This is a genomic window from Streptomyces sp. NPDC058371, assembly GCF_042723265.1.
Lineage (GTDB): Bacteria > Actinomycetota > Actinomycetes > Streptomycetales > Streptomycetaceae > Streptomyces.
On record NZ_JBHXJC010000005.1, the window covers coordinates 63,424 to 85,684 of the forward strand.

Sequence of the window (22,261 nt, forward strand, 5' to 3'; positions counted from 1 at the left end):
AGAGGTCTCCCACGGAGACCTCCGCTCGGAGGTCTCACGCGGAGAGCTCACTCGGAGAGGAACGGCCGGGTCCGAAAACACCGAAGGCCGCCCCTCGGGCGGCCTTCGCGAAGTCTTGCGTACGCGCAGTCAGTGGGCCGCCGGATGAGCGGTCCACCACCAGTTCTGGATCGAGTGCGCGAACATGCGCCGCACCCTACCCGACGTCCGGGGCCCGGCAACAGCGTGAACCGGGCCGTTGAGGGGTTCGGACGACGCCCCGTCCGGCCATTCATGGGCAGAAAGCCCGACCGTGCAGCCGACCGAGGAGAGAGTCATCCACCCAGCTCGTTCACCCCTGTTCCGCCGCGGCGGCGCACGCGTGCTCATGGTGCTCGCTGCGGCCACGGCACTCGCCACCGGCTCGCCCGCCACCGCCCCGGCGGCCCAGCGGACCTCCGACGACACCATCCACGTCACCTACCGCGGCCATGTCTTCACCGTTCCCGCCTCCTGGCGGGTCGTGGACCTGGAGAAGGACCCGGACACCTGCGTCCGGTTCGACCGGCACGTCGTGTACCTCGGCACCCCGGGCTCGCGCCAGAACTGCCCGGCGGACCCGACGGGACGCACCGAGGCGCTGCTGCTGCAGCCCACCGGGGCGGCCGGCACCGATGTCACCGAGAACCGCACGGCCGGCACCTACCGGGCCACCGCCGACCGGATCGCCGTGACCGCCGCGTACGGCCAGGACCGGACGCGGATCCAGGAGATCCTCCGTACCGCGGGCCTGAACGTGGCCTCCGCGCGGGCCGAGACGGTCGCCGAGGCGCCCGCCGCGCTGGCCGTCCCCGCGGACGCGACCTCCTTCCGGGGCAAGGGCTTCGACGCCTGCACCGCCCCGAGCCAGACGGCCATGGACGCCTGGAAGGACACCTCCGGCTACGGTGCGGTCGGCGTCTACATCGGCGGCATCAACCGGGCCTGTGCCCAGCCGAACCTCACCGCGAGCTGGGTGCAGAAGCAGTACGCCAACGGCTGGCGGTTCATCCCGCTCTACGTCGGCCGGCAGCCCTCGGCCGACGGCGGCAGCTGCGGGAGCGGCTGCGCGGCGATCACCGACGCGGCTCCGCAGGGCACCGCGGCCGCCGACGACGCGGCCCGGCAGGCGGCCGCCGTCGGACTCGGCAAGGGGACGGTGATCTACAACGACCTGGAGCACTACACCACCGGCGGAGCCGTCACCACCCGCGTGCTCACCTACCTGGAGGCCTACACCGAGCGGCTGCACGAGCTCGGCTACCGCTCCGGGGCGTACGGCAGCTCCTCGTCCCTCATCCAGGACCTCGTCGCCGGCGCGGCCGACGTCACGCTCCCCGACGTGATCCACTTCGCCCGCTGGAACGACTCCGCCACCACCGAGGACTCGGCGATCCCCGCCCGCCTGTGGGCCGACCACCAGCGCATCCACCAGTACGCCGGCGACCGGACCGAGACCCACGGCGGTGTGAAGATCGGCATCGACCGCAATCAGCTGGACGTGGGCCCCTGACGTCCCCCGACACCACGGACGGGCCCCTCTCCGGAGGGGCCGCAGGCCCGCCGTACGACCGCCCTGTGCCGTATACCGTACGAGCGCCCCCCGTCTCACTTGATGAGCAGGTGAATGGACGCCCGACACGACCCCGTAATGTTGTGGGGGTGACCGTGAACGCTAAGCCCAGCGCAAGCGCTGGCAACACCTGGCGAGACCTGCCCGCGGCGCAGCAGCCCGAGTACCCCGACACCGAGGCTCTGCGCGCAGTGATCGCGGACCTCGAGTCGTATCCGCCGCTCGTCTTCGCCGGCGAGTGCGACCAGCTGCGCGCCCGGTTGGCGTCCGTCGCCAAGGGAGAGGCGTTCCTTCTCCAGGGCGGCGACTGCGCCGAGGCCTTCGACGCGGTGTCCGCCGACCACATCCGCAACAAGCTGAAGACCCTGCTCCAGATGGGCGCCGTGCTGACGTACGCCGCCTCGGTGCCGGTCGTGAAGGTCGGCCGGATCGCCGGTCAGTACTCCAAGCCGCGCTCCAAGGGGACCGAGACCCGCGACGGCGTGACCCTGCCGACGTACCGAGGCGACTCGGTCAACGGCTTCGCCTTCGACGAGAAGTCCCGCATCCCGGACCCCGAGCGCCTGAAGCGGATGTACAACGCCTCCGCCTCCACGCTCAACCTGGTGCGCGCCTTCACCACCGGTGGCTACGCCGATCTGCGCCAGGTGCACGCCTGGAACCAGGACTTCGTGAAGTCGTCCCCCTCGGGCCAGCGCTACGAGCAGCTCGCGCGTGAGATCGACAACGCGCTGCACTTCATGCGGGCCTGCGGCACGGACCCGGAGGAGTTCAAGACCGTCGAGTTCTACGCCTCCCACGAGGCGCTGCTGCTCGACTACGAGTCGGCGCTGACCCGGGTGGACTCGCGCACGGGCCGGCTGTACGACGTCTCGGGCCACATGGTGTGGATCGGTGAGCGCACCCGTCAGCTGGACGGCGCGCACATCGAGTTCGCCTCGAAGATCCGCAACCCGATCGGCATCAAGCTCGGTCCGACGACGACTCCCGAGGACGCGCTGCAGTACATCGAGCGCCTCGACCCGGACCGCGAGCCGGGCCGGCTCACCTTCATCGTGCGGATGGGCGCGGACAAGGTCCGCGACAAGCTGCCCGAGCTGGTCGAGAAGGTCACCGCCTCCGGTTCGACGGTGGCCTGGATCACCGACCCGATGCACGGCAACACCTACGAGGCGGCCTCCGGCCACAAGACCCGCCGCTTCGACGACGTGCTCGACGAGGTCAAGGGCTTCTTCGAGGTCCACAAGGCACTGGGCACCCACCCGGGTGGCATCCATGTCGAGCTCACCGGTGACGATGTCACCGAGTGCGTGGGCGGCGGCGACGAGATCTTCGTCGACGATCTGCACCAGCGCTACGAGACGGCCTGCGACCCGCGGCTGAACCGCAGCCAGTCCCTGGACCTGGCCTTCCTGGTCGCCGAGATGTACCGCGACCAGTAGCAGATCAAGAGCGGGTCGGGTCGTTACACCGACGTTAAGTGGGGCGCGGATCACATACGATCCGCGCCCCCTCCCACTTTTGCGGCTGCTCCCGTTATGGGTAAGGTTAGGTTTGCCTCACCGAGTACTCGGGACGGCACGACCCAGCATCCCGTCGGGAGGTGAACCCGCGTGTACGTCTGCAACTGCTTCGGTGTCACCGAGGCGCAGGTGAAGAAGCACGCGGAGGGCGGTGCCTGCACCCCCCGGCAGATCGCGTCGGCATGCAAGGCGGGCACGGACTGTGGTTCGTGCGTACGCCGCATCCAGGCCCTGCTGGGCCGGGGCGCCTGCCCGCCCGGTGAGCTCGCCGACCGGAGCCGGCCCGTCCTCGCCGAGGTCGCCGAGGCCCCCGATGTCGCCGTGCTCAACGAGGCCGCCTAGCCCTCGGACCCCGGGCTCGCTCCTGCGGCCGCCGGTGCGGCTCAGCTGTCCGGCTGCTCGATGAGCTGCGCGATGTAGAGCGCCTCGCCGAGTTTCTCCACCAGCTCCAGCTGGGTGTCCAGGTAGTCGATGTGGTGCTCCTCGTCCTCGAGGATCGACTCGAAGATGTTCGCGGACGTGATGTCGCCCTTGGTGCGCATCACCTCGATCCCGCGCTTGAGGCGGTCGATCGCCTCGACTTCCACCTGCCGGTCCGCCTGGAACATCTCGGTGACGGTCTGCCCCACCCGGACATGGAAGAGCCGCTGGTAGTTCGGCAGGCCCTCCAGGAAGAGAATCCGGTCGGTGAGCACCTCGGCGTGCTTCATCTCGTCGAACGACTCGTGCCGGGTGTACTTCGCGAGCTTCGTCCAGCCGAAGTTCTCCTGCATCTTCGCGTGCAGGAAGTACTGGTTGATCGCGGTCAGCTCACCGGTCAGCTGCTCGTTGAGGAATTCGATGACCTCGGGGTCGCCCTGCATTGCAGAGGCTCCTTCCAAGTGGGGGGACTGGGCAGGTTGCGCCGCATCCTTGCACCGGCGTCCTGGGCCGTCCAGTAAGTGCACGCTTAGTAGGAGTTGCCCGAATCGGAACGGGCTGGTCATGTGCACCGTCCCAGGTCTGTCAGGATGGAGTCATGGGTCAGCCGGTGGAGCGTGAATCTGGAGAAGCGGCACGGTCGGAGCTCCCGCCGGGACAGCGACTGCAGCGCGGCTGGCCGGTCACGCACTACGGTCCGGTGCCCAAGTTCCGCCCCGAACGCTGGGAGTTCAGGGTGTTCGGCGCCACCGCGGACAACGAGAAGCACTGCTGGACCCACGAGGAGTTCACGGCCCTGTCGTACGCCACGGTGGTGGGTGATCTGCACTGCGTCACGAAGTTCAGCATGGTCGGTGCCGAATGGGGCGGGATTCCGGCGCGGACGATCCTGGAGATCGCCCCGCCCGCGCCCACCGCCACCCATGTGATGGTCTGGGCCGAGTACGGCTTCAGCTCGAACCTGCGACTCGACGACTTCGCGTCCGACCGCGCGATCTTCGCCACCCACAAGGACGGCGAGCTGCTCACCGCGGAACACGGCTTTCCGCTCCGCCTGGTGGTGCCGCAGCTGTACGCCTGGAAGGGCCCCAAGTGGGTCCGTGGCGTCGAGTACATGACGGCCGACCGCCGCGGTTTCTGGGAGGAGCGCGGCTACCACAACGTCGGCGACCCCTGGCGCGAGCAGCGGTACTCCTACCAGGAAGAGCTCGGGGACGGCCCCGAGCTCTAGCACCTCCCGAGTACCGCCTGGTGCGGTCAGTGGTGGTACTGGTGCACCACCGCGTGGCCCTTGCCACGGCCGATCATCCACTTGTTGACCGGGGTCGTGACCACGAAGGCGATCACCAGTGAGATCGCCAGGGCGCCCCAGAAGAGCAGGTCGTCGAGGTGTGCCTCCATGGCGCTCGGCCAGAGTGCGATCACGCCGTTGTCGATCAGTTCCATCACCGCGATGGACAGGGTGTCCGCGGCCAGGGCGACCCGGAAGGCCGTCCTGAAGTCGACCCCCGCCCTGAGCACTCCACGCAGCGTGAGCGAGTAGCCGAAGAAGAAGGCGAGCGCGATGGCCAGGACCATCGTCGGCACATTGCCCCAGCCGAGCGCGGTGCCGATCACCATGCCCAGCACCTCGCCGATGGCGCAGCCAGTGAGGCAGTGCAGCGTCGCCTGCGCGGCCATGGCCCAGGTGGCCTTGCCGATGCCGTGCGCGTGACCCTCACCGTGCGCGTGACCGGCGTGGTCCCGGTGGTGCGCGTGATCCTCGCCGTGTGCGTGTCCGGCATGCGTTTCGTGCTGCATGAGAAGCCCCCAACGTCAGGTAACGGTGCCTGCACCTGGCAGGAACCGTATACCCCCCAGGGGTATTCCCTCAATGGATGGGACAGCAGCTCGGAGCGGCTTCGGAAGGGCTTCGGAGCCGCCTTCAGACGTCGCGGAGCTTCTTCAGCCGCTCGACGTCCTCCGCGTGCCCCTCCTTGCCGCCGGGTGTCTCGATGATCAGCGGTACGCCCTCGGTGGCGGGGTGGGTCATCAGCGCCCGGAACGGGTCCTCGCCGATGTGACCCGCGCCGATGTTCGCGTGGCGGTCCTTGTGGGCGCCGACCACGTCCTTGGAGTCGTTGGCGTGGATCAGCCTCAGCCGGCCCTCGCCGACCGTGTCGACCAGCAGGTCGAGGGTCTGGTGCATCCCGCTCGGCCCCGTCAGGTCGTGGCCCGCCGCGAAGATGTGGCAGGTGTCGAGACAGACGCCCAGCTTCGGATGGGCGTCCAGCGCCTCGAAGTACGGCGCGAAGTCCCAGGTGCGGGAGCAGAGCGAAGCGCCCTGTCCGGCCGTCGACTCCAGCAGGAGATACGGGTCGTCGTCGTGCGTGAGCTCGTCGAGCAGCGGCAGCATCCGTTCGCGTACCTGCGCGAGGGCCGTCGCCCGGTCCCGGCCGCCGGTCGCGCTCCCGGTGTGCACGACGACGCCGAGCGCGCCGATCTCCCGGCCCCGGCGCAGCGAGTGCCGCAGGGAGTGCACCGACTGCTCGGCGGTCGCCTCCGTGTGCGAGCCGAAGTTGATCAGATACGGGGCATGGACGTACGCCGGAATCGACTCGGCCGTACAGGCCGCGCGGAACGCCTCGTCCTGCTTCGGGTTGCCGGGCGGGGTCGCCCAGCCGCGCGGATTGGCGACGAAGACCTGGACGGCTTCGGCGCCCATCTCGCGCGCGTAGGCCAGGCCGACGGAGTTGAGGCCGCCGGCCACGGGCACATGGCCGCCGACGGGGTTGCGGAGTTTCTCGCTGGTCACGTACTTCAGGGTGTCACGCGCTGAGCGGTGCCCGGGCGCGGATCCCGCCCAGGCCGGCGCAGCGGATCTCACGAGGGCCGCCTCAGCGGATCTCGATGGTGATCTTCGATCCCTTGGGGGCCTCTTCCCCGCCGTCCACCGACTGGCCCTTGACCGTGTCCCCGAAGAGCCCGAGCAGCCCCCGGTCCTCGTCGACCTCGAACCCGGCGTCCTCCAGTGCCTTCGTGGCGTCGTCCACGCTGTCCCCCACGACGTCGGGGACCTCGACCATCTCGGGACCCTTGGAGATCGTCAGGGTGACCGTGTCGCCCTCGGCCAGGTAGCGGCCCGGGCCCGGCGACTGCTCGGCGACCTCGCCCTTGTCGAACTCGGACGTCACGCGCTGGGAGGCGATCTTCACCTTCAGGCCCTCGTCCTCCAGGTCCGCGGTGGCTTCCTCCACCGACGAGCCGGTGACCTCGGGCACCTCGATCCGGCTGCCCTTGCTGACGGTGATCGCGATGGCCGAACCGGCGTGCCGCTCGGTGCCCGCCCCCGGGTCCGTGCCGATCACCGAACCCTGACTGACGTCGTCGTTGAAGGACCTGGTGACCATGCCCGCCGCCAGCCCCTTCTCCTTCAGCAGCGCCTTGGCCTCGTTCAGCGAGGAGCCCGCCAGATCGGGCACCTTCACGGTCTCCGGGCCCTTGGAGATGGTCAGCGTCACCGCGTCGTTCTCCCGGATGCGGGCGCCGACCTCGGGGTCGATGCCGCTGACCGTGCCCCGCTTCACCGTGTCGCTGTAGGCCTGCTTGACCTGCTTGACGTCCAGGCCCACCTTCGCGAGCCGGTCCCTCGCCTGCGCCTCGGTCTTCGCCAGCACGGGCGGGACCTTGGTGAACTGTCCCGAGTTGATGTACCAGACACCGGCGCCGAGGCCGAGCGCCAGCAGCACCGCCGCGACGATCGCGAAGAGCCCGCGCCGGGGCCGGTTCCCGCGCCGCCGCGGAGGCGGCGGCGGGCTCTCGAAACGGCTGGTCCGGTCGAGTACGGCCGCGTCGTCCTCGTTGACGGGCAGCGGACGCTGCCCGGACAGCGAGCGCGGGATCACGCTCGTACGGTCCTCGGCGTTGTCGTGGTCCGGGGTCAGGGCCTTCGGCGGTACGGCGTCGAGCTGCTCGGGGCTGAGTCCGGCGCGCGCCTCCAGCACCTGCGCGAGCAACGCCACGGCGTCGTACGGGCGCACCTCGGGATTGCGGGCGGTCGCCGAGGCGACCAGGTCGTCGAGTTCGAAGGCCAGCCCCGGCGCGGCGGCCGACGGCGCCGGCACGTCCGCGTGCAGGTGCTGGTACAGAACCTGGGCGGGGGAGTCGCCGGAGTGCGGCTTGTCGCCGGTGAGCATTTCGTAGAGCACGACCCCGCACGCGTACACGTCGACGCGGGGGTCGGCCGTGCCGTGCTCGATCTGCTCGGGAGCGAGATACGAGACGGTGCCGAGGACGGACCCGGTCGTGCTCGTGACCGTGTCCACCGCGCGCACGAGACCGAAGTCCGCCACCTTGACGCGGCCGTCGTCCCCTATGAGGACGTTCTCCGGCTTCATGTCGCGGTGCACGAATCCGGCGCGGTGCGCGGCGCCCAGCGCGGCGAGCACCGGCTCCAGGATGTCGAGCGCGGCCCGCGGCTGCAGCGCGCCCCGCTCGCGCAGCACGTCACGCAGGGTGCACCCGGCGACGTACTCCATGGCCAGATAGACGTACGACCCGTCCGTGCCCTGGTCGAAGACCTGCACCACATTGGGGTGCGCGAGCCGCGCCACCGACTTGGCCTCACGGATGAAGCGCTCGACGAACGAGCCGTCGGCGGCCAGCGCCGGATGCATCACCTTGAGCGCGAGCACGCGGTCGAGGCGGGTGTCCAGGGCCCGGTAGACCGTGGCCATCCCGCCGACCGCGATCCTCGCGTCGACGCGGTAGCGGCCGTCGAGCACGTGCCCGACAAGCGGGTCCTGAAGGGTCGTATCCACGCGGGTGAGTCTACGATCCGTCACCGACACCCCCGCCCGTTCGGCCGATACCGGCGCCGGACTGCAGCCGACCTGTGACGCACCTGTCCCAGCCCGGAGGGGAGCCGCCGCCGGGGCGCGCCCGTCCCGGCCCCGGCGGGGAGTCGCGGCCGGGGTGGCACATCTCTCAGTGGCGCGTCTCAGTGGCGCGCGCCTGACGGGTGCCTAGAAGGCGGGCCGCTCGGGATCCAGCCGCGCCATGCCCTCCGCGGGGGAGGACGCCTCGGCGAAGTGACGGCGGGGGATGCGCCCCGCGCGCCGCGCCAGCCGCCCGCCCTCGACCGCGTGCCGCATGGCCTCCGCCATGAGAACGGGCTCCTGCGCGCGGGTCACCGCCGAGGCGAGCATCACACCCGCGCACCCCAGTTCCATGGCGAGCGCGGCATCGGACGCCGTGCCGGCACCGGCGTCCAGAACGACCGGCACGCGTGCGTGCTCCACGATCAGCTGGAAGTTGTGCGGATTGCGGATCCCGAGCCCGGAGCCGATGGGTGAACCCAGCGGCATGACCGCGGCGCAGCCGACGTCCTCCAGCTTCCGCGCGAGGACCGGGTCGTCGTTCGTGTACGGCAGCACGGTGAAGCCGTCGTCCACGAGCGTCTCGGCGGCATCCAGCAGCTCGATCGGATCGGGCAGCAGCGTGCGCTCGTCGGCGATGACCTCCAGCTTGACCAGGTCGGTGCCGAGGGCCTCGCGGGCCAGGCGCGCGGTCAGGACGGCCTCCCCTGCGGTGAAACAGCCCGCCGTGTTCGGCAGCACCCGGATGCCGAGCTTGTCGAGCACGGAGAGGACCGAGCCGTGGGCCGCCGGGTTCACCCGCCGCATCGCGACCGTCGTCAGCTCCGTGCCGGACGCGACGAGCGAGCGTTCCAGCACGTCGAGGCTGGGGGCGCCTCCGGTGCCCATGATCAGCCGGGACGAGAAGGTCGTACCGCCGAGGACGAAGGGATCGTCGGCCATGGGTCAGCCTCCTTGGACGGCGGTGAGGACTTCGACGCGGTCTCCCTCGGAGAGGGACGTGGACGACCACCGCGCGCGTGGGACGACGGTTTCGTTGAGCGCGGCGGCGACGCCGGACGGGGCCGGGGTCAGGGCCGAGACGAGGGTGTCGAGCGCGGTGCCCGCGGCGATCCGCTGCTGTTCGCCGTTGACGATGATGTTCATGCGGGCTGCTCCGTGAGGGCCGTGCTGAAGCGCTTGGGGGTGAAGGGGCGTGCCTCGGCCGGGAGTTCACCGGTGGCGAGGACGTGCGCCATGGCGTCGCCGGTCACGGGCGTGAGCAGGACGCCGTTGCGGAAGTGCCCGGTGGCCAGCAGGAGGCCGTCGAGCTCGGTCGGACCGAGCAGCGGCGCGTTGTCCGGGGAGCCGGGTCGCAGTCCGGCCCGGGTCTCGGTGAGCGGCAGTTCGGTGATCCCGGGGACCAGCTCGTGGGCGTCGCGCAGCAGCTCGTACACGCCGCCCGCGGTCACCGTCCTGTCCCAGCCCAGCTCCTCGCTGGTGGCGCCGACGACCAGCTCGCCGCTCTCGCGCGGCACCAGATAGACCTGGCTGCCGCGGACGACGGCGCGCACGGTCCGGCTCAGGAAGGGCGCGTACCGCTGCGGCACGGTCAGCCGCAGCACCTGCCCCTTCACCGGCCGCACGGGCGGCAGTACGGCGTCGGGGACCCCGGCGAGCCGCCCGCTGAGGCTGCCCGCGGCGAGGACGACGTGGCCCGCCGAGAGGTCGGTGCCGTGCGCGGTGCCGACGCCGGCGGCCCGGTCCCGTACGACGGAGAGCCGCTCGGCCCAGGTCCGGTGGAAGACGACCCCGGCGCGCTCGCATGCGGTGACCAGAGCCCTGGCCAGCCGGCGCGGGTCGATCTGGTGGTCGCCGTCGACCCGCAGGCCGCCGCGCACTCCGGGCGCCAGCAGCGGCTCCAGGCGACGGCACTCACGGCCGCTCAGCCACTCCGACTCCAGGCCCGACTGCCTCTGCAGGGCGTGCAGTTCGCGCAGATGGGCCCGGTCGTCGGCGTCGAGCGCGACGGCGAGCGTGCCGCACTGGCGGTAGCCGAGGTCCAGGCCGGTCGCCGCGGTCAGCTCGGCCACGAAGTCCGGATAGCGGCGCGCGGAGGCGAGGTTGAGTCCCAGCAGGGTCTGCTCGCCGTAGTGCAGTTCGGTGACGGCGGCCAGCATGCCGGCGGCCACCTGCGCCGCTCCGCCGCCCGGTTCCGGGTCCACGACCGCGGTGGAGAACCCGCGCTGAGCGGCCCGCCAGGCGGTCACCAGACCGATGATTCCGCCCCCGATGACCAGGACGTCTGAGGTACGCGACATGGGCGTCCAGCCCCTCCCTTCGCCGGCATGACCCGGATCAGGTTCGTACGGTCGGAGGCCGTCCCAGCCTCCCTCTCAGCCCGGTTCGTCCGGGCTCCCGCGTGTGCTTTACGTTGGCCAGCCTAGCCCTTCGTCACGAACCTCAGTACTCGAACCTCAGTAGAGGAGCCCTCCGCGTGGCCCGCTCGCTCGACGGTCTCGTCCTGGCCCCGGTCGCCGACCAGGCGCCGGGGCAGGTCGGCACCCGCACCCGGTTCACGTACCACGAGAAGGACGGCGTGATCTGGGCCGAGTACGCCGGCGGCGATGTCGTACGTGGTCATCTCGTGGGTAGACGGGAGGGGGACCGGCTCGACTTCCGTTACGTGCAGCTGAAGCACGACGGCACGACCTCCTCCGGGCACTGCGTGTCCGCGGTCGTCGAACTGGCCGACGGCCGGGTGCGCCTGGAGGAGACCTGGAAGTGGGAGTCGCAGGCGGGCAGCGGGACGAGCGTGGTGGAACAGATCCACGAAAGTGTGGAACAGGTCACTGAGCACGTCCCCTGACTGACATTTTGTCAGGTGTCTAAGGTGATCAGGTGAGCGAGCAGACGCAGGAGCGGACAGCGCGGCGGGTCGTCGTCGTGGGCGCGGGCATGGCCGGGGTGCAGACCGCGGTCGCCCTGCGGGAACAGGGCTTCACCGGCAGCGTGACCCTGATCGGCGCGGAGCCGCACCAGCCGTACGACAGGCCACCCCTGTCCAAGGCCGTGCTGCTCGGCAAGGCCGAGGGCTCCGCCTTCGACGTGGACTTCGAGAGCCTGGGCATCGAACTGCAACTCGGCCGCGAGGCGCTCGGCGTGCGCCCCGGGGACCACGAGCTGGACACCGACTCCGGTCCGGTCCCGTACGACGTCCTCGTGCTCGCGACGGGTGCCGAACCGATCCGGCTGCCGGGCACCGAGGGCGTGCCGGGGGTCCATCTCCTGCGCACCCTCGACGACGCCGAGCGGCTGCGTCCCGTGCTCGCCCAGCAGCACGACATCGTGGTCGTGGGAGCGGGCTGGATCGGGGCCGAGTTCGCCACGGCGGCGCGTGAGGCGGGCTGCGCGGTGACCGTCGTAGAGGCCGCCGACCGGCCGCTGGCCGGAGCGCTGCCCGCCGAGGTGGCCGCGCCGATGGCCGCCTGGTACGCCGACAGCGGTGCCACGCTGCGCACCCACGCGCGCGTGGAGCGTATCGAGCCCGGCGCGGTGATCCTCGACGACGGTTCGCGGGTGCCCGCGGGCGCGGTCGTCGTCGGCATCGGCGCCCGCCCCGCCACCGCCTGGCTGGCCGGCTCCGGGATCACGCTCGGTGCCCACCGCGAGGTGCTGGCCGACGCCCATCTGCGCACCTCCGCGCCGGACGTGTTCGCGGTCGGCGACTGCGCCTCCTTCCCCTCGGGGCGGTACGAGGGGCGCCTGCTGGTCCACCACTGGGACAACGCCCTGCAGGGGCCGCGCACGGTGGCGGCGAACATCATCGGCGAGGCCCCGGCGGCCTACGACCCGGTCCCGTACTTCTGGTCCGAGCAGTTCGGCCGCTTCGTGCAGTACGTCGGCCACCACGACTCCGCCGACACGACCGTGTGGCGCGGCGACCCCTCGGGGGCGGCCTGGACGGTCTGCTGGCTGCGGGAGGGCCGGCTCGTCGCGCTTCTCGCGGTCGGCCGCCCCCGGGACCTGGCCCAGGGCCGCAAGGTCATCGAGGCGGGGACCCCTATGGATCCGGAACTGCTCGCGGACCCGGCGCGGCCGCTGAAGGCCGCCGCGGCCTAGGGTCTGTCCGGCGGATCCTGCGGTTCCGTCCGCACGGTGCCCGGAGACTGGGCCGAGCGGGGTGGGGTGCGTGCCGCGCAAAGCGGAGCCATCACGGCCGACGACAACGCCGCGAGTGTGCGTGCCACACCCCACGACCCGGCGCATGATCCGCCGGGCGGGCCCTGGTCCGTCACCCCTGGTCGGAGGGGTCTGGCTTCCGACTGTCAGTCCGGGATGGCAGGCTTGTCCCGTGACCGAGATTGACGCAAAGATCGATGCTCTCGTCCCCGCCTGGCTCACCCTCCCCGACATCGCCGAACAGTTCGGCGTCGAGGTGACCCGCGTCCGGCAGCTGGTCAGGGAAGGCCAGCTGATTGCCGTACGCCGTGGTGAGAACCGCGCGCTGCACGTCCCCGCCGCCTTTATCGACGGGGTCGAGCAGAAGGTCGTCAAGGGCCTGACCGGCACCCTGACGCTCCTGCGGGACGACGGCTTCACCGACGAAGAGATGCTCGAGTGGCTCTTCACCCCCGACTCGACCCTGCCCGGCACCCCCGCGCAGGCTCTGAGCGAGAATCGCGGCACGGAGGTGAAGCGCCGCGCCCAGGCGCTCGCCGTCTGATCCGACAACCGTCCGGCGTACGGACCACGGCTCGCCGCTCACCCGGCCGCCGCGGTCCGTACGCGCCACCGACCACGGGGGACACACACCCATGCCCGAGACCGCCGCCACCGCCCGCCAGCAGCTCGCCGACGCCCGGGTCTACCTGTGCACGGATGCCCGTAGGCGCCAGGGCGACCTCGCCGAGTTCCTCGACGCGGTCCTGGCGGGCGGGGTCGACATCGTGCAGCTGCGCGACAAGGGCATGGAGGCGGCCGAGGAGCTGGCGCACCTCCAGGTCTTCGCGGACGCCTGCGCGCGCCACGGCAAGCTCCTCGCGGTGAACGACCGTGCGGACGTCGCCCACGCCGTCGGCGCCGATGTGCTGCACCTGGGCCAGGGTGACCTCCCCGTCCCTGCCGCCCGCGCGATCCTCGGCGAGGACGTCCTGATCGGCCGTTCCACGCACGCCGGGTCCGAGGCCGCGGCCGCCGCGGTCCAGGAGGGCGTGGACTACCTCTGCACGGGCCCCTGCTGGCCCACGCCCACCAAGCCCGGCCGGCACGCACCCGGCCTCGACCTGGTGCGCCACACCGCCTCGCTGGGCACCGATCGCCCCTGGTTCGCCATCGGCGGCATCGACCTCGGCAATCTGGACGAGGTGCTCGAAGCGGGCGCCCGCCGTGTCGTCGTCGTGCGGGCGATCACCGAGGCGGACGACCCCGCGGCGGCGGCCGGAGAGTTCGCGAAGCGGCTCCGGGCGGCGTGAGCAGCTCGCGAGACGGTTCCGGGCGGCCTAAGGCGCCGGAGCTTGACGCTGCGTGTCCGAAGGGTGGACAAGAAGTCGACAAATCGGACAAATCTCATCGGTTCGGTTGGGGGACCGGCGTCCCCTGGCTAACCTGCGGATATGGCCCTCGGATCTGCCTCCACCAGGACTGATCGCGCACGCACCGTGCGCGACATGCTCGCGACCGGCAAGAAGACGTACTCGTTCGAGTTCTCCGCGCCGAAAACCGCCAAGGGCGAGCGGAACCTGTGGAACGCCCTCCGCCGGGTCGAGGCCGTCGCACCCGACTTCGTCTCCGTCACCTACGGCGCCGGCGGCTCCACGCGCGCCGGCACGGTCAAGGAGACCGAGCAGATCGTCGCGGACACCACCCTCACGCCGGTCGCCCATCTCACGGCGGTCAACCACTCCATCGCCGAACTGCGCAACATCATCGGCCAGTACGCGGACGCCGGGATCCGGAACATGCTCGCGGTCCGCGGCGACCCGCCGGGCGACCCCATGGCCGACTGGGTGCCGCACCCCCGCGGCCTGACCTACGCGGCCGAACTCGTCCGGCTCATCAAGGAGTCCGGCGACTTCTGCGTGGGCGTGGCCGCCTTCCCCGAGATGCACCCGCGCTCCCCGACCTGGGACCTGGACGTCTCGCACTTCGTCGACAAGTGCCGGGCCGGCGCCGACTACGCGATCACCCAGATGTTCTTCCAGCCCGAGTCGTATCTGCGGCTGCGCGACCGCGTCGTCGCCGCCGGCTGCGAGACGCCGGTCATCCCCGAGGTCATGCCGGTCACCAGCGTGAAGATGCTGGAGCGGCTCCCGAAGCTCAGCAACGCCTCCATTCCGGCCGAGTTGAAAGAGCGGATCGTCACAGCCAAAGACGATCCGGCGGCTGTACGCTCGATTGGAATCGACTTCGCCACCGAGTTCTGCGCGAGGCTGCTGGCCGAGGGAGTCCCCGGACTGCACTTCATCACGCTCAACAACTCCACGGCGACGCTGGAAATCTACGAGAATCTGGGCCTGCACCACTCACAGCAGGCCTAGACCGGCCGCACCGGCATGCGACACACTGCGTAGCGGTCACTGGGAGAGGGGCGTACATGGGCTGGACGGTCCTCTACATCGCGTTCGGAATTGTCGCGCTGTGGCTGCTGGGCGAGGTGCTGCTGCAGTACAAGGCGCGGCTGCGCTGGCGGCTGCTCGCCTTCGTCGGCTTCCTCGGTGTCGTCCTCGGGGTGCTGATCCCCTCCGTGATCGTGATCGGTCTGGGCGCGGCCGCCTTCGCCGTCGGCCAGACGTACGTCACGCTCTCCTTCCGCCGCGGGTTCGCGGCCGGCTGGGCCGTGGGCAACCGGCCGGGCGCGGGCAAGAGCGCGGGCAAGAGCAAGCGCCGTCGCGGCGAGCCGGACCGCCAGGACCCGACGCTGGAGGTCACCGACCTCGAAGCGAACGCCGCGGAGCAGTACGCGGACGACGACGACTACGACCGCGACGACGTCTTCACCCCCGCCCACCCCGGCGCGATGCCCTCGGCCGCCGAGAGCACCGCCGTGTACGAGCCGCAGCCCCTGCCCGACGACACGGGCTCGTACGGCGTCTACAGCGACAACGCCTACGCGGCGGCCACCGATCCGTCCTACGCCGGCGCCGCCCAGACGCAGGACCAGCAGGCCTATGCGTACGACGGCTACTCCGGATACGACCAGCAGCAGTACGGCTACGACGCCGGGCAGCAGCAGTACGCCGCCTACTCCGACCCGTACATCGGCACGCAGACCTACGGCGGAGCCACGTACGACAACTCCTACGGCGGTCAGCAGGACTACGGCCAGCAGGGTTATGACCAGTCCCAGTACGCGGCCGGCGGCTACGGCGGCGAGACCCCGTCCGGCGGGGTCTGGGTGCCCCAGCAGCGCACCACCGACGACCAGTACGGCGGCGAACTCCCGCCGGAGCAGCAGTACCCGTACCAGGGCGACGGGAACAACGGCAACGGGAACAACAACGGGAACAACAACGGCAACGGCTTCGACGAGCAGTACCGCTACTGACGTCCTGATCTGTTTCTTCCGACGCCGAGCCGCGGAACAGTCACCGCGGTGGCCGGTCGGATCACTGCGAGCCGCGGAACAGTCACCGCGGTAGCCGTCGCATCACTGCGAGCCGCGGAACTCCGGCCCCTCCACGATGAGTCCGGCGACCAGCGCGCCCGACATCCCCGCGTGCGGCAGCCCGCCGCCCGGATGCGCCCAGCCGCCCGCCGCGAACAGCCCCGGGAGACGGGTGACGTTCGACGCGTGCAGCAGGCGGCCGTCCGACGCGGCGAGTGCCGGCGCCGGGACCGCGCCACCGTCCGCGCCGGTCGCCCGGGCGATGTCCAGCGGCGTACGGACCTCGTGCCACAGCAGGCGGTCGCGGAGACCGGGCAGCGCGCGGCCGGCGACCTCCAGCACCCGCTCGACATCGGGCTCGGAGACCTCCAGGCCGGCCGGCACGGTGACGGTCAGGGTGAGCGCCTCGTGCTCGGGGCCGGGCGCGGACGCGGGGTCGTCCGGGCGCAGCACCGTGACGGTGGGTGCGTCCGGGAGGCCCGGGTGCGCACCGAAGAGCCGGTCCAACTCGTCGTCGCGGTCCGCCGCATGCACCACCGTCCGGTGCGCCGCCCCCGGCGGCCGCGCGCCCCGCAGGGCCAGCAGCACGGTCAGCCGGCTCGACGCCCCGCGCTGCGGGGGGACCTCGCCCTCACCGCGGACCGCCGTCCCCGGGGTGAGTCGGTCCAGGACCGCGGGCGCGACCCCGGCGACCACGAAGTCGGCGTCCGCGACCGTCCCGTCGGCGAGCTCCACGCCCGCGGCCCGGCCGTCCTTCTCGACGATCCCGGTCACCTCGGCGCCGAAGACGAACTCCACCCTGCGGGCGACGCACCGCTCGTGGACCGCGCGGGCCAGCTCCCGGATGCCCCCGCGCACGTACCACGCGCCGAAGGCGTGCTCCAGATAGGGCAGCACGGCGGCGCTCGCCGGGGTGACGCGTGGATCCAGCCCGTACGCGAGCGCGTGGCTCTCCAGCAGGGCCGTGAGACGCGGGTCACGCAGCTCCCAGGCGCCCACCTCGGCGAGGGTGGTGGCCCGCCGGGTGCGCAGCAGCCGCCTGTGCGGCACCGCCGGGTAGGGCTCGCGGTCGGCGAGCACCGACCAGTTCGGCCACAACGGCTCCTCCAGGAGCGGCCGGCGTGTCCGGTCCCAGGCCTCCCGGGCCCGCACCAGGAAGTCGCCCCACCGGCCGCCCGAGCCGGCGCCGAGGGCCTCGTCCAGGGCGGCCACGACACCCGCGCGCGAGGCGTTCGGTACGGCGACCTCGGTGCCGTCGGCGAAGACGTGATGCGCGGACGGGTCCACCTGGACCAGCTCGACGCAGGCCTCCAGCGGCTCCTTGCCCGTCTTGACGAACAGATCGCGGTAGACCGCAGGCAGGGGCAGCAGCCCCGGGCCCAGGTCGAAGGAGAAGCCGTCGCGCTCGAAGCGGCCCACCGCTCCGCCGTACGTCGCCGCGCGCTCGTACACCACCACCCGGTGGCCCGCGACGGCCAGCCGGGCGGCGGACGCCATCGCGCCCATCCCGGCGCCGATCACCGCAATCCGTGCCATGCCAGGGACTTTATCGGCCGCCACTGACAGCCACGGGACCGCCCGTTCGCTCCCGGTCGGGCCGGGGTTCGGGTCGGCGGGTCAGCCGGGCGGTGGTCCCACCTGCTCCGCCAGCCGTTTCTCCTCACGGCGCTGGGCCCGGCGGCGCAGGAACCGCCGGATGCGCGAGACCAGGAAGTAGAGCAGGAGCAGCCCCGCGAGCAGCAGGACACCCGCGATGGTCGCCGCGGCCTGGGGATGGAACATCGCGAAGGTGAGGATCCCGGCGACCCCGAGATCCTCGGCGGTGCTCATCAGGATGTTGCTGAACGGCTCCGGCGAGGTGTTGATCGCCATCCGGGTCCCGGCCTTGACGGCGTGGCTCGCCAGGGCCGTCGAACCGCCGATCGCGCCGGCCGCCAGATCAGGCAGCGAACCGCTCTGCCCGGCGAGCAGCGCCCCGACCACCGCACCCGACACCGGCCGGATCACGGTGTGCACCGAGTCCCACACCGAGTCGACGTAGGGGATCTTGTCGGCGACCGCCTCGCAGAGGAACAGGACGCCGGCTGTGATCAGGATCTCAGGGCGTTGCAGGGACTCCGGAACGTCGTCACTGAGGCCGGTCGCACCGAAGACGCCGAGCAGCAGCACCACCGCGTACGCGTTGACACCGCTGGCCCAGCCGCTGGTGAAGACCAGGGGGAGTACGGACACGGACGCGATCGTAACCACTTGGCGACGGTGCGTCCTGGGTCTGAGTGCGCAGGTCTGAGTACACGTACTCAGGGAGGGAGATGAGTACCCACGCGGATGGGCCCGGCCGGCGGAAACGACAGAGTGGAGACACGGAAAGGGGCACGGCTCCGGCACCGCCGACACGGGGCGGCGGAACGGGGCAGGCCCTGGACCGCTCCTTCCGCCGACTCTCGTCGGCGGGAGCGAGGCACGGGGGGCCCGGTGAATGACCGCACGGGGGCCCGACGGGGTACGGGGGAAAGTACGGGGGAGTACGGCGAAGCGCCGGTTCGAGGTGGCCCGCGGGGGACGCGGCCACATCGAACCGGCGCTCTCGTGTGTGCGGGAGCCGGCCGGAGGATCAGTCCTGGCGGCTGCCGCCGACGCGTCCCTGGAGGAGCCGGGAGAGCGCCGCGTGCACATCGTCCAGGGAGCGCTCCGGCTGGAACGCCTGCCAGTCCAGGGCGGCCACCAGGACCATGCCGACCAGGGCGGCCGCCGTCAGGGGGATGTCGATTTCGTCGCTGAGCTCGCCGTTCGCCACGCCGTCGCGCAGCACGCCCTCCACGACGGCGACGGCCTGCTGCCGCACCACCATGAGCGTGGACTGCCAGGCGCGGTTGGTGCGCCACAGTTCGGCGACGTACAGCTGGGTGAAGGCCGGATAGCGGTCGATGAAGACGAGCCCCGCCCGGATCATCGCGTCCAGCGCGTCGACCTTGCTGCCGCCGTCCCGCGCGGTCCGCTCGGCCGCCTCCCTCAGCGACGCGGTGAGCAGTTCCACCCCGTGCCGAAGCAGCTCTTCGAAGAGCACCGACTTGCTCGCGAAGTTGTAGTAGACCGTGCCCTTCGCGACGCCGGCGCGCTCGGCGATCTCGTCCACCGTGGTGGCCGAGAACCCCTGTTCGGCGATGAGGGTGACGGCCGCTTCGTAGAGCTTCTGCCGGGTCGCCTCGCGACGGCTGCTGCCGGCCCCCGTGGCGCTGGTGCTGTCCATGGCCTTGATTGTCACAGGAACGGTCACAGGGTCAGCTCCGGGTGCAGTCGGTCGAGCGTCCACACCTGCTTGTGGCGGGCGGACAGGGCGGTCAGGGCGAGGGCACCCGCGGTGAAGGCCGCGAGGACGGCACAGGCCTGCCAGACCGGGCCGAGACCGCCGCCCGTGATGAGCCTGCGGAGGGCGTCGACGACGTAACTCATCGGCAGGAAGGGGTGGATCGCGTTGAAGAAGCCCGGACTGGTCTGCACGGGGTACGTGCCCCCGGCCGAGGTCAGCTGGAGCATCAGAAGGGCGAGTACGAGGATCCGGCCTGCCGCTCCGAAGTGCGCGTTCAGCCACTGCACGATCGCCGCGAAACACGCCGTCACCAGGCACAGGAAGCCCACTGTCCCGGCCGCCCGGGTCATCTCCAGGCCGACCGCCCAGTGCAGCACCGACATCAGGGCGACGGTCTGCAGGACGCCAAGCGCCGCGACCGGCAGCCAGCCCGCCACCGCGATCCGCCATGCCGGGGCGCCGGCCGCGAGCGCGCGCCGGTTGAGCGGCGGGATCAGCATGTACGCCACCATCGCGCCCACCCACAGGGACAGCGGGATGAAGTACGGGGCGAATCCGGTGCCGTAGTTGGGGGCCTTGTGCAGGTCCCGCGAGGCGAGCTGTACCGGGTCGGACATGACGTCGGTGCGCCGGTCGCGGTCCTGCTGGTCGTAGTCGGGGATCTTGCCGGCGCCGTCGTGCAGTCCGCCCGCGAGCTTTCCGGAGCCGTCGGCCAGCTTGTACATGCCTCCGTTGAGGTCGACCGCGCCCGTCTTGAGCTTGCCGACGCCCTCGTCGAGGTCCGCGGCGCCGGTCTTCGCCGTGCCGAGTCCGGTGTGCAGTGTCTTCGCTCCCTCGGCGACCTTGCCGGCACCGCTGTTGAGCTTGTTGATCTTCGAGACCGCGTCGTCGAGGTCCTCGGAGAGGTGCGGTGAGCGGTCGGCGAGCGCCTGGGCCTGCTTCTGGAGGGTGGCCAGGTTCTTGTCGAGCTTGTCGAGGTCGCCGTCCTGGTCGGCCACCAGCGTGTTCACGTCGTCGGCGATCCTGGCCGAGTCGGCGGCCGCCTGCTTGGCCTTCTTCAGGTCCGGGCACGCGGGGTCGGGGATCACCGGGGTCTCGCAGCGCGCCTTGTAGACGCTGTCGAGCGTGTCGGACGCCGCGTGGGCGCCCTTGGCGGCGGTCGGCGCCGCCTTCACCAGGCTGTCGAGGTTGTGGCGGATCCCGGCCGCGGAGTCGGCGATGAGTTGGGCGGTGTCACCGATCGTGTTCTCGTTGTCCTTCAGGAAGGGCCCGACCTCGTCGGCGATCCCGTTGACCTTGTCCGCCAGCGTCTGGGTGCCGTCCGCGACGCGCTGCGAGCCGTCCTCCAGATCGCCCGCTCCCTTGTTGAGCTTCTTCAGGCCGCCGGCCAGCTTCCCGCTGCCCGCCTTGGCGTCCTTGAGGCCGTCGGCCAGGTCCTTGGAGCCCTTCTTGGCCTTGCCGATCCCGCCCGTGAGCTTGTCGGCGCCCTTGGCGGCCTTCTCCGTCTTCCCGTGGATGTCCGAGAACGAGATGAAGATCCTGTCGAGGAACGACCGCGAGGCCTTCGTGGACGCGGCCGTGCGCACCTCGCTGAACACGGTCCGGGATATCTGCCCGACGATGTAGTTGTTCGCGTCGTTCGTACGCACCTGGAGGGCGCCCGTCTCGGGGGAGTCCCCGGAGCTGGAGGCGATGCGCTCGCTGAAGTCCTCCGGCATGGTGAGCGACAGGTAGTACGTGCCGTCCTCGACGCCCTCGCGGGCCTCGGCGGCGCTCACCTCGTGCCACTCGAAGGTGTCGCTGTCGCGCAGCCCCTTGGTGATGTCGTCGCCGGCGGTGACCTTCTTGCCGGCGGCCGTCGCCCCCTGGTCGGCGTTCACGAGTGCCACGGGGATGCGGTCGAGACGCCCGTACGGGTCCCAGAACGACCACAGGTACAGGGCGCCGTAGAGCAGGGGCAGCAGCAGGAGCGCGGCCAGCGCCGCGCGGGGCAGCGTCCCCCTGCCGAATCGCCTGATCTCAAGCGCGGCCAGTTTCGGGGAGCGCATCCGCCGTCTCCTTGTCGTCGTCGCGGTCCTGCTCGGCGTCGGTCTCGTGGCCGCCTGCGGCATTCCGGTGCTCGTGCGGCTCGGCGTCGGCCGTCTCTTCGCGGCCGGCGGTGCCCGGGTGCTCGTCGGGCTCGGCCTCGGGGTGCGTGGACACGACGACCGCTTCCTCGGGAGCCTCGCTGCACACCGCCACGACCGTGATGCCGGACTCGGCCAGCGACCTCAACAGGGCCCAGGCCTCGTCCCGTTCGGTGTCGGAGAGCTTGAGGTCCGTGTCGTCGACGGCCAGCAGACGCGGGCCGCCGATGAGAGCCAGCGCCACGGAGAGCCGCAGCGCCTCCAGCCGCTCCAGATCGCGCACGGCGGTCCGGGAGCCCTTGGGGAGCGCGGACCGGTCGAGTCCGGCCGCCGTCAGCGCGGTGTCGACACGCAGCCTCGCCTCGGCGGCCCGCTCGGCGCGCGGCCGCAGCAGGTCCCGCAGGGACTCGCCCACGGAACCGGTGAACCGCCGTTGCAGCAGGGCCCGTTCGCGCAGATGCTCCCCTACGGTCAAGGCCGGTTCCAGGTCCGTGACGCCGGGGACATGGGCGAGCGCGCTGATCCCGCGTACGGCGGACATCTGCCGGGGCAGCCCGAAGGCGCCGACCGAGGCCCGCCCTTCGGTGGGCTTCATCCGGCCGCTGAGCGCGAGCAGCAGACACGTCCGGCCGGAACCGGACGGCCCCTCGACCGCGATCAGCGAGCCGGGCTCCGCATCGATGTCGACGCCCCTGAACGCCCAGCCGCGCGGGCCCTTGAGCCCGAACCCCCGCGCACTGACGGCGACCGCGGCCGACCCCTGTGGCTCGCCCATGTCCCCCCTCGCTCCCCTGAGCCGGGGACCCGGTCAAGGCCCCCATTTTTGAACTGACTGGTCAGTGCAAAAACT

At 71.3% G+C, this 22,261-nt stretch carries 23 protein-coding genes and 1 riboswitch; of the genes, 10 read left to right on the forward strand and 13 right to left on the reverse strand.

The window, feature by feature from the left end:
* Window positions 1-129 precede the first annotated feature (129 nt).
* Window positions 130-369, reverse strand: coding sequence for a trp operon leader peptide (locus tag ACFWM2_RS17570; RefSeq protein ID WP_383279958.1), 240 nt, complete (start codon window positions 367-369; stop codon window positions 130-132).
* Here ACFWM2_RS17570 and ACFWM2_RS17575 point away from each other — a divergent pair.
* The 3 genes from ACFWM2_RS17575 to ACFWM2_RS17585 all read left to right on the forward strand — a co-directional run bounded on the left by ACFWM2_RS17575 (window position 293) and on the right by ACFWM2_RS17585 (window position 3,456).
* On the forward strand, window positions 293-1,531 hold the full coding sequence (locus ACFWM2_RS17575) for a glycoside hydrolase domain-containing protein (protein ID WP_383279961.1): 1,239 nt from the start codon (window positions 293-295) through the stop codon (window positions 1,529-1,531). The two genes, ACFWM2_RS17570 and ACFWM2_RS17575, sit on opposite strands and share 77 nt — an antisense overlap.
* 149 nt (window positions 1,532-1,680) lie before the next feature.
* Window positions 1,681-3,033: a class II 3-deoxy-7-phosphoheptulonate synthase gene (locus ACFWM2_RS17580; protein WP_383279964.1), complete on the forward strand. Its 1,353-nt coding sequence runs from the start codon at window positions 1,681-1,683 to the stop codon at window positions 3,031-3,033.
* 171 nt (window positions 3,034-3,204) lie between these two features.
* A complete protein-coding gene (locus ACFWM2_RS17585; protein ID WP_383279967.1) occupies window positions 3,205-3,456 on the forward strand; it encodes a bacterioferritin-associated ferredoxin in 252 nt (83 codons plus the stop codon).
* Window positions 3,457-3,497: 41 nt separating this feature from the next.
* Here the strand turns inward: ACFWM2_RS17585 and bfr are convergent, their stop codons facing one another.
* On the reverse strand, window positions 3,498-3,977 hold the full coding sequence (gene bfr, locus ACFWM2_RS17590) for a bacterioferritin (RefSeq protein ID WP_266503102.1): 480 nt from the start codon (window positions 3,975-3,977) through the stop codon (window positions 3,498-3,500).
* 155 nt (window positions 3,978-4,132) lie between these two features.
* Here bfr and ACFWM2_RS17595 point away from each other — a divergent pair, with 155 nt between their 5' ends.
* Window positions 4,133-4,765 (forward strand): sulfite oxidase-like oxidoreductase, encoded by a 633-nt coding sequence (locus ACFWM2_RS17595; protein WP_383279970.1) that lies wholly within the window; start codon window positions 4,133-4,135, stop codon window positions 4,763-4,765.
* A 26-nt stretch (window positions 4,766-4,791) separates the two neighbouring features.
* Here the strand turns inward: ACFWM2_RS17595 and ACFWM2_RS17600 are convergent, their stop codons facing one another.
* From ACFWM2_RS17600 to thiO, 6 genes are all read right to left on the reverse strand, one after another.
* Window positions 4,792-5,334 (reverse strand): DUF4396 domain-containing protein, encoded by a 543-nt coding sequence (locus ACFWM2_RS17600; protein WP_383279973.1) that lies wholly within the window; start codon window positions 5,332-5,334, stop codon window positions 4,792-4,794.
* A 124-nt stretch (window positions 5,335-5,458) separates the two neighbouring features.
* Entirely contained in the window at window positions 5,459-6,328 is an 870-nt protein-coding gene (locus ACFWM2_RS17605) for a deoxyribonuclease IV (RefSeq protein WP_383279976.1), read from the reverse strand.
* Between the two features lie 82 nt (window positions 6,329-6,410).
* Window positions 6,411-8,333 carry a Stk1 family PASTA domain-containing Ser/Thr kinase gene (gene pknB, locus ACFWM2_RS17610; RefSeq protein WP_383279979.1) on the reverse strand — a complete coding sequence of 641 codons (1,923 nt, stop codon included), beginning with the start codon at window positions 8,331-8,333 and terminating at the stop codon, window positions 6,411-6,413.
* A gap of 204 nt (window positions 8,334-8,537) precedes the next feature.
* Window positions 8,538-9,332, reverse strand: coding sequence for a thiazole synthase (locus tag ACFWM2_RS17615; RefSeq protein ID WP_383279982.1), 795 nt, complete (start codon window positions 9,330-9,332; stop codon window positions 8,538-8,540).
* A gap of 3 nt (window positions 9,333-9,335) precedes the next feature.
* Window positions 9,336-9,536 carry a sulfur carrier protein ThiS gene (thiS, locus tag ACFWM2_RS17620; protein ID WP_383279985.1) on the reverse strand — a complete coding sequence of 67 codons (201 nt, stop codon included), beginning with the start codon at window positions 9,534-9,536 and terminating at the stop codon, window positions 9,336-9,338.
* Entirely contained in the window at window positions 9,533-10,690 is a 1,158-nt protein-coding gene (thiO, locus tag ACFWM2_RS17625) for a glycine oxidase ThiO (protein WP_383279988.1), read from the reverse strand. Before thiO ends, thiS begins: the two co-directional genes overlap by 4 nt.
* A riboswitch (TPP riboswitch) is annotated at window positions 10,688-10,801 on the reverse strand. Its footprint overlaps the gene before it by 3 nt.
* A gap of 65 nt (window positions 10,802-10,866) precedes the next feature.
* Here thiO and ACFWM2_RS17630 point away from each other — a divergent pair.
* From ACFWM2_RS17630 to ACFWM2_RS17655, 6 genes are all read left to right on the forward strand, one after another.
* Window positions 10,867-11,238 (forward strand): hypothetical protein, encoded by a 372-nt coding sequence (locus tag ACFWM2_RS17630; RefSeq protein ID WP_383279991.1) that lies wholly within the window; start codon window positions 10,867-10,869, stop codon window positions 11,236-11,238.
* A gap of 32 nt (window positions 11,239-11,270) precedes the next feature.
* The gene (locus ACFWM2_RS17635) at window positions 11,271-12,491 is read left to right on the forward strand and encodes an NAD(P)/FAD-dependent oxidoreductase (RefSeq protein ID WP_383279994.1); all 1,221 of its coding nucleotides are present in this window, start codon (window positions 11,271-11,273) and stop codon (window positions 12,489-12,491) included.
* Window positions 12,492-12,723: 232 nt separating this feature from the next.
* A complete protein-coding gene (locus ACFWM2_RS17640) occupies window positions 12,724-13,095 on the forward strand; it encodes an Rv2175c family DNA-binding protein (RefSeq protein WP_383279996.1) in 372 nt (123 codons plus the stop codon).
* Window positions 13,096-13,186: 91 nt separating this feature from the next.
* Window positions 13,187-13,843, forward strand: a complete 657-nt coding sequence (gene thiE / locus ACFWM2_RS17645) for a thiamine phosphate synthase (RefSeq protein ID WP_383279999.1) — start codon at window positions 13,187-13,189, stop codon at window positions 13,841-13,843.
* Window positions 13,844-13,984: 141 nt separating this feature from the next.
* The gene (metF, locus tag ACFWM2_RS17650; RefSeq protein WP_383280002.1) at window positions 13,985-14,908 is read left to right on the forward strand and encodes a methylenetetrahydrofolate reductase [NAD(P)H]; all 924 of its coding nucleotides are present in this window, start codon (window positions 13,985-13,987) and stop codon (window positions 14,906-14,908) included.
* Window positions 14,909-14,964: 56 nt separating this feature from the next.
* The gene (locus ACFWM2_RS17655) at window positions 14,965-15,915 is read left to right on the forward strand and encodes a hypothetical protein (protein WP_383280005.1); all 951 of its coding nucleotides are present in this window, start codon (window positions 14,965-14,967) and stop codon (window positions 15,913-15,915) included.
* A gap of 102 nt (window positions 15,916-16,017) precedes the next feature.
* Here the strand turns inward: ACFWM2_RS17655 and ACFWM2_RS17660 are convergent, their stop codons facing one another.
* The 5 genes from ACFWM2_RS17660 to ACFWM2_RS17680 form a co-directional block, all read right to left on the reverse strand.
* The gene (locus tag ACFWM2_RS17660; RefSeq protein ID WP_383280008.1) at window positions 16,018-17,511 is read right to left on the reverse strand and encodes a phytoene desaturase family protein; all 1,494 of its coding nucleotides are present in this window, start codon (window positions 17,509-17,511) and stop codon (window positions 16,018-16,020) included.
* Between the two features lie 81 nt (window positions 17,512-17,592).
* A complete protein-coding gene (locus ACFWM2_RS17665; RefSeq protein ID WP_383280010.1) occupies window positions 17,593-18,207 on the reverse strand; it encodes a DUF4126 domain-containing protein in 615 nt (204 codons plus the stop codon).
* Between the two features lie 382 nt (window positions 18,208-18,589).
* Window positions 18,590-19,225, reverse strand: a complete 636-nt coding sequence (locus tag ACFWM2_RS17670) for a TetR/AcrR family transcriptional regulator (protein WP_383280012.1) — start codon at window positions 19,223-19,225, stop codon at window positions 18,590-18,592.
* A 23-nt stretch (window positions 19,226-19,248) separates the two neighbouring features.
* Window positions 19,249-21,333: a YhgE/Pip family protein gene (locus tag ACFWM2_RS17675; protein ID WP_383280015.1), complete on the reverse strand. Its 2,085-nt coding sequence runs from the start codon at window positions 21,331-21,333 to the stop codon at window positions 19,249-19,251.
* Entirely contained in the window at window positions 21,305-22,186 is an 882-nt protein-coding gene (locus tag ACFWM2_RS17680) for an ATP-binding cassette domain-containing protein (protein WP_383280018.1), read from the reverse strand. The genes ACFWM2_RS17675 and ACFWM2_RS17680 overlap by 29 nt, the downstream gene beginning before the upstream one ends.
* Window positions 22,187-22,261 lie beyond the last annotated feature (75 nt).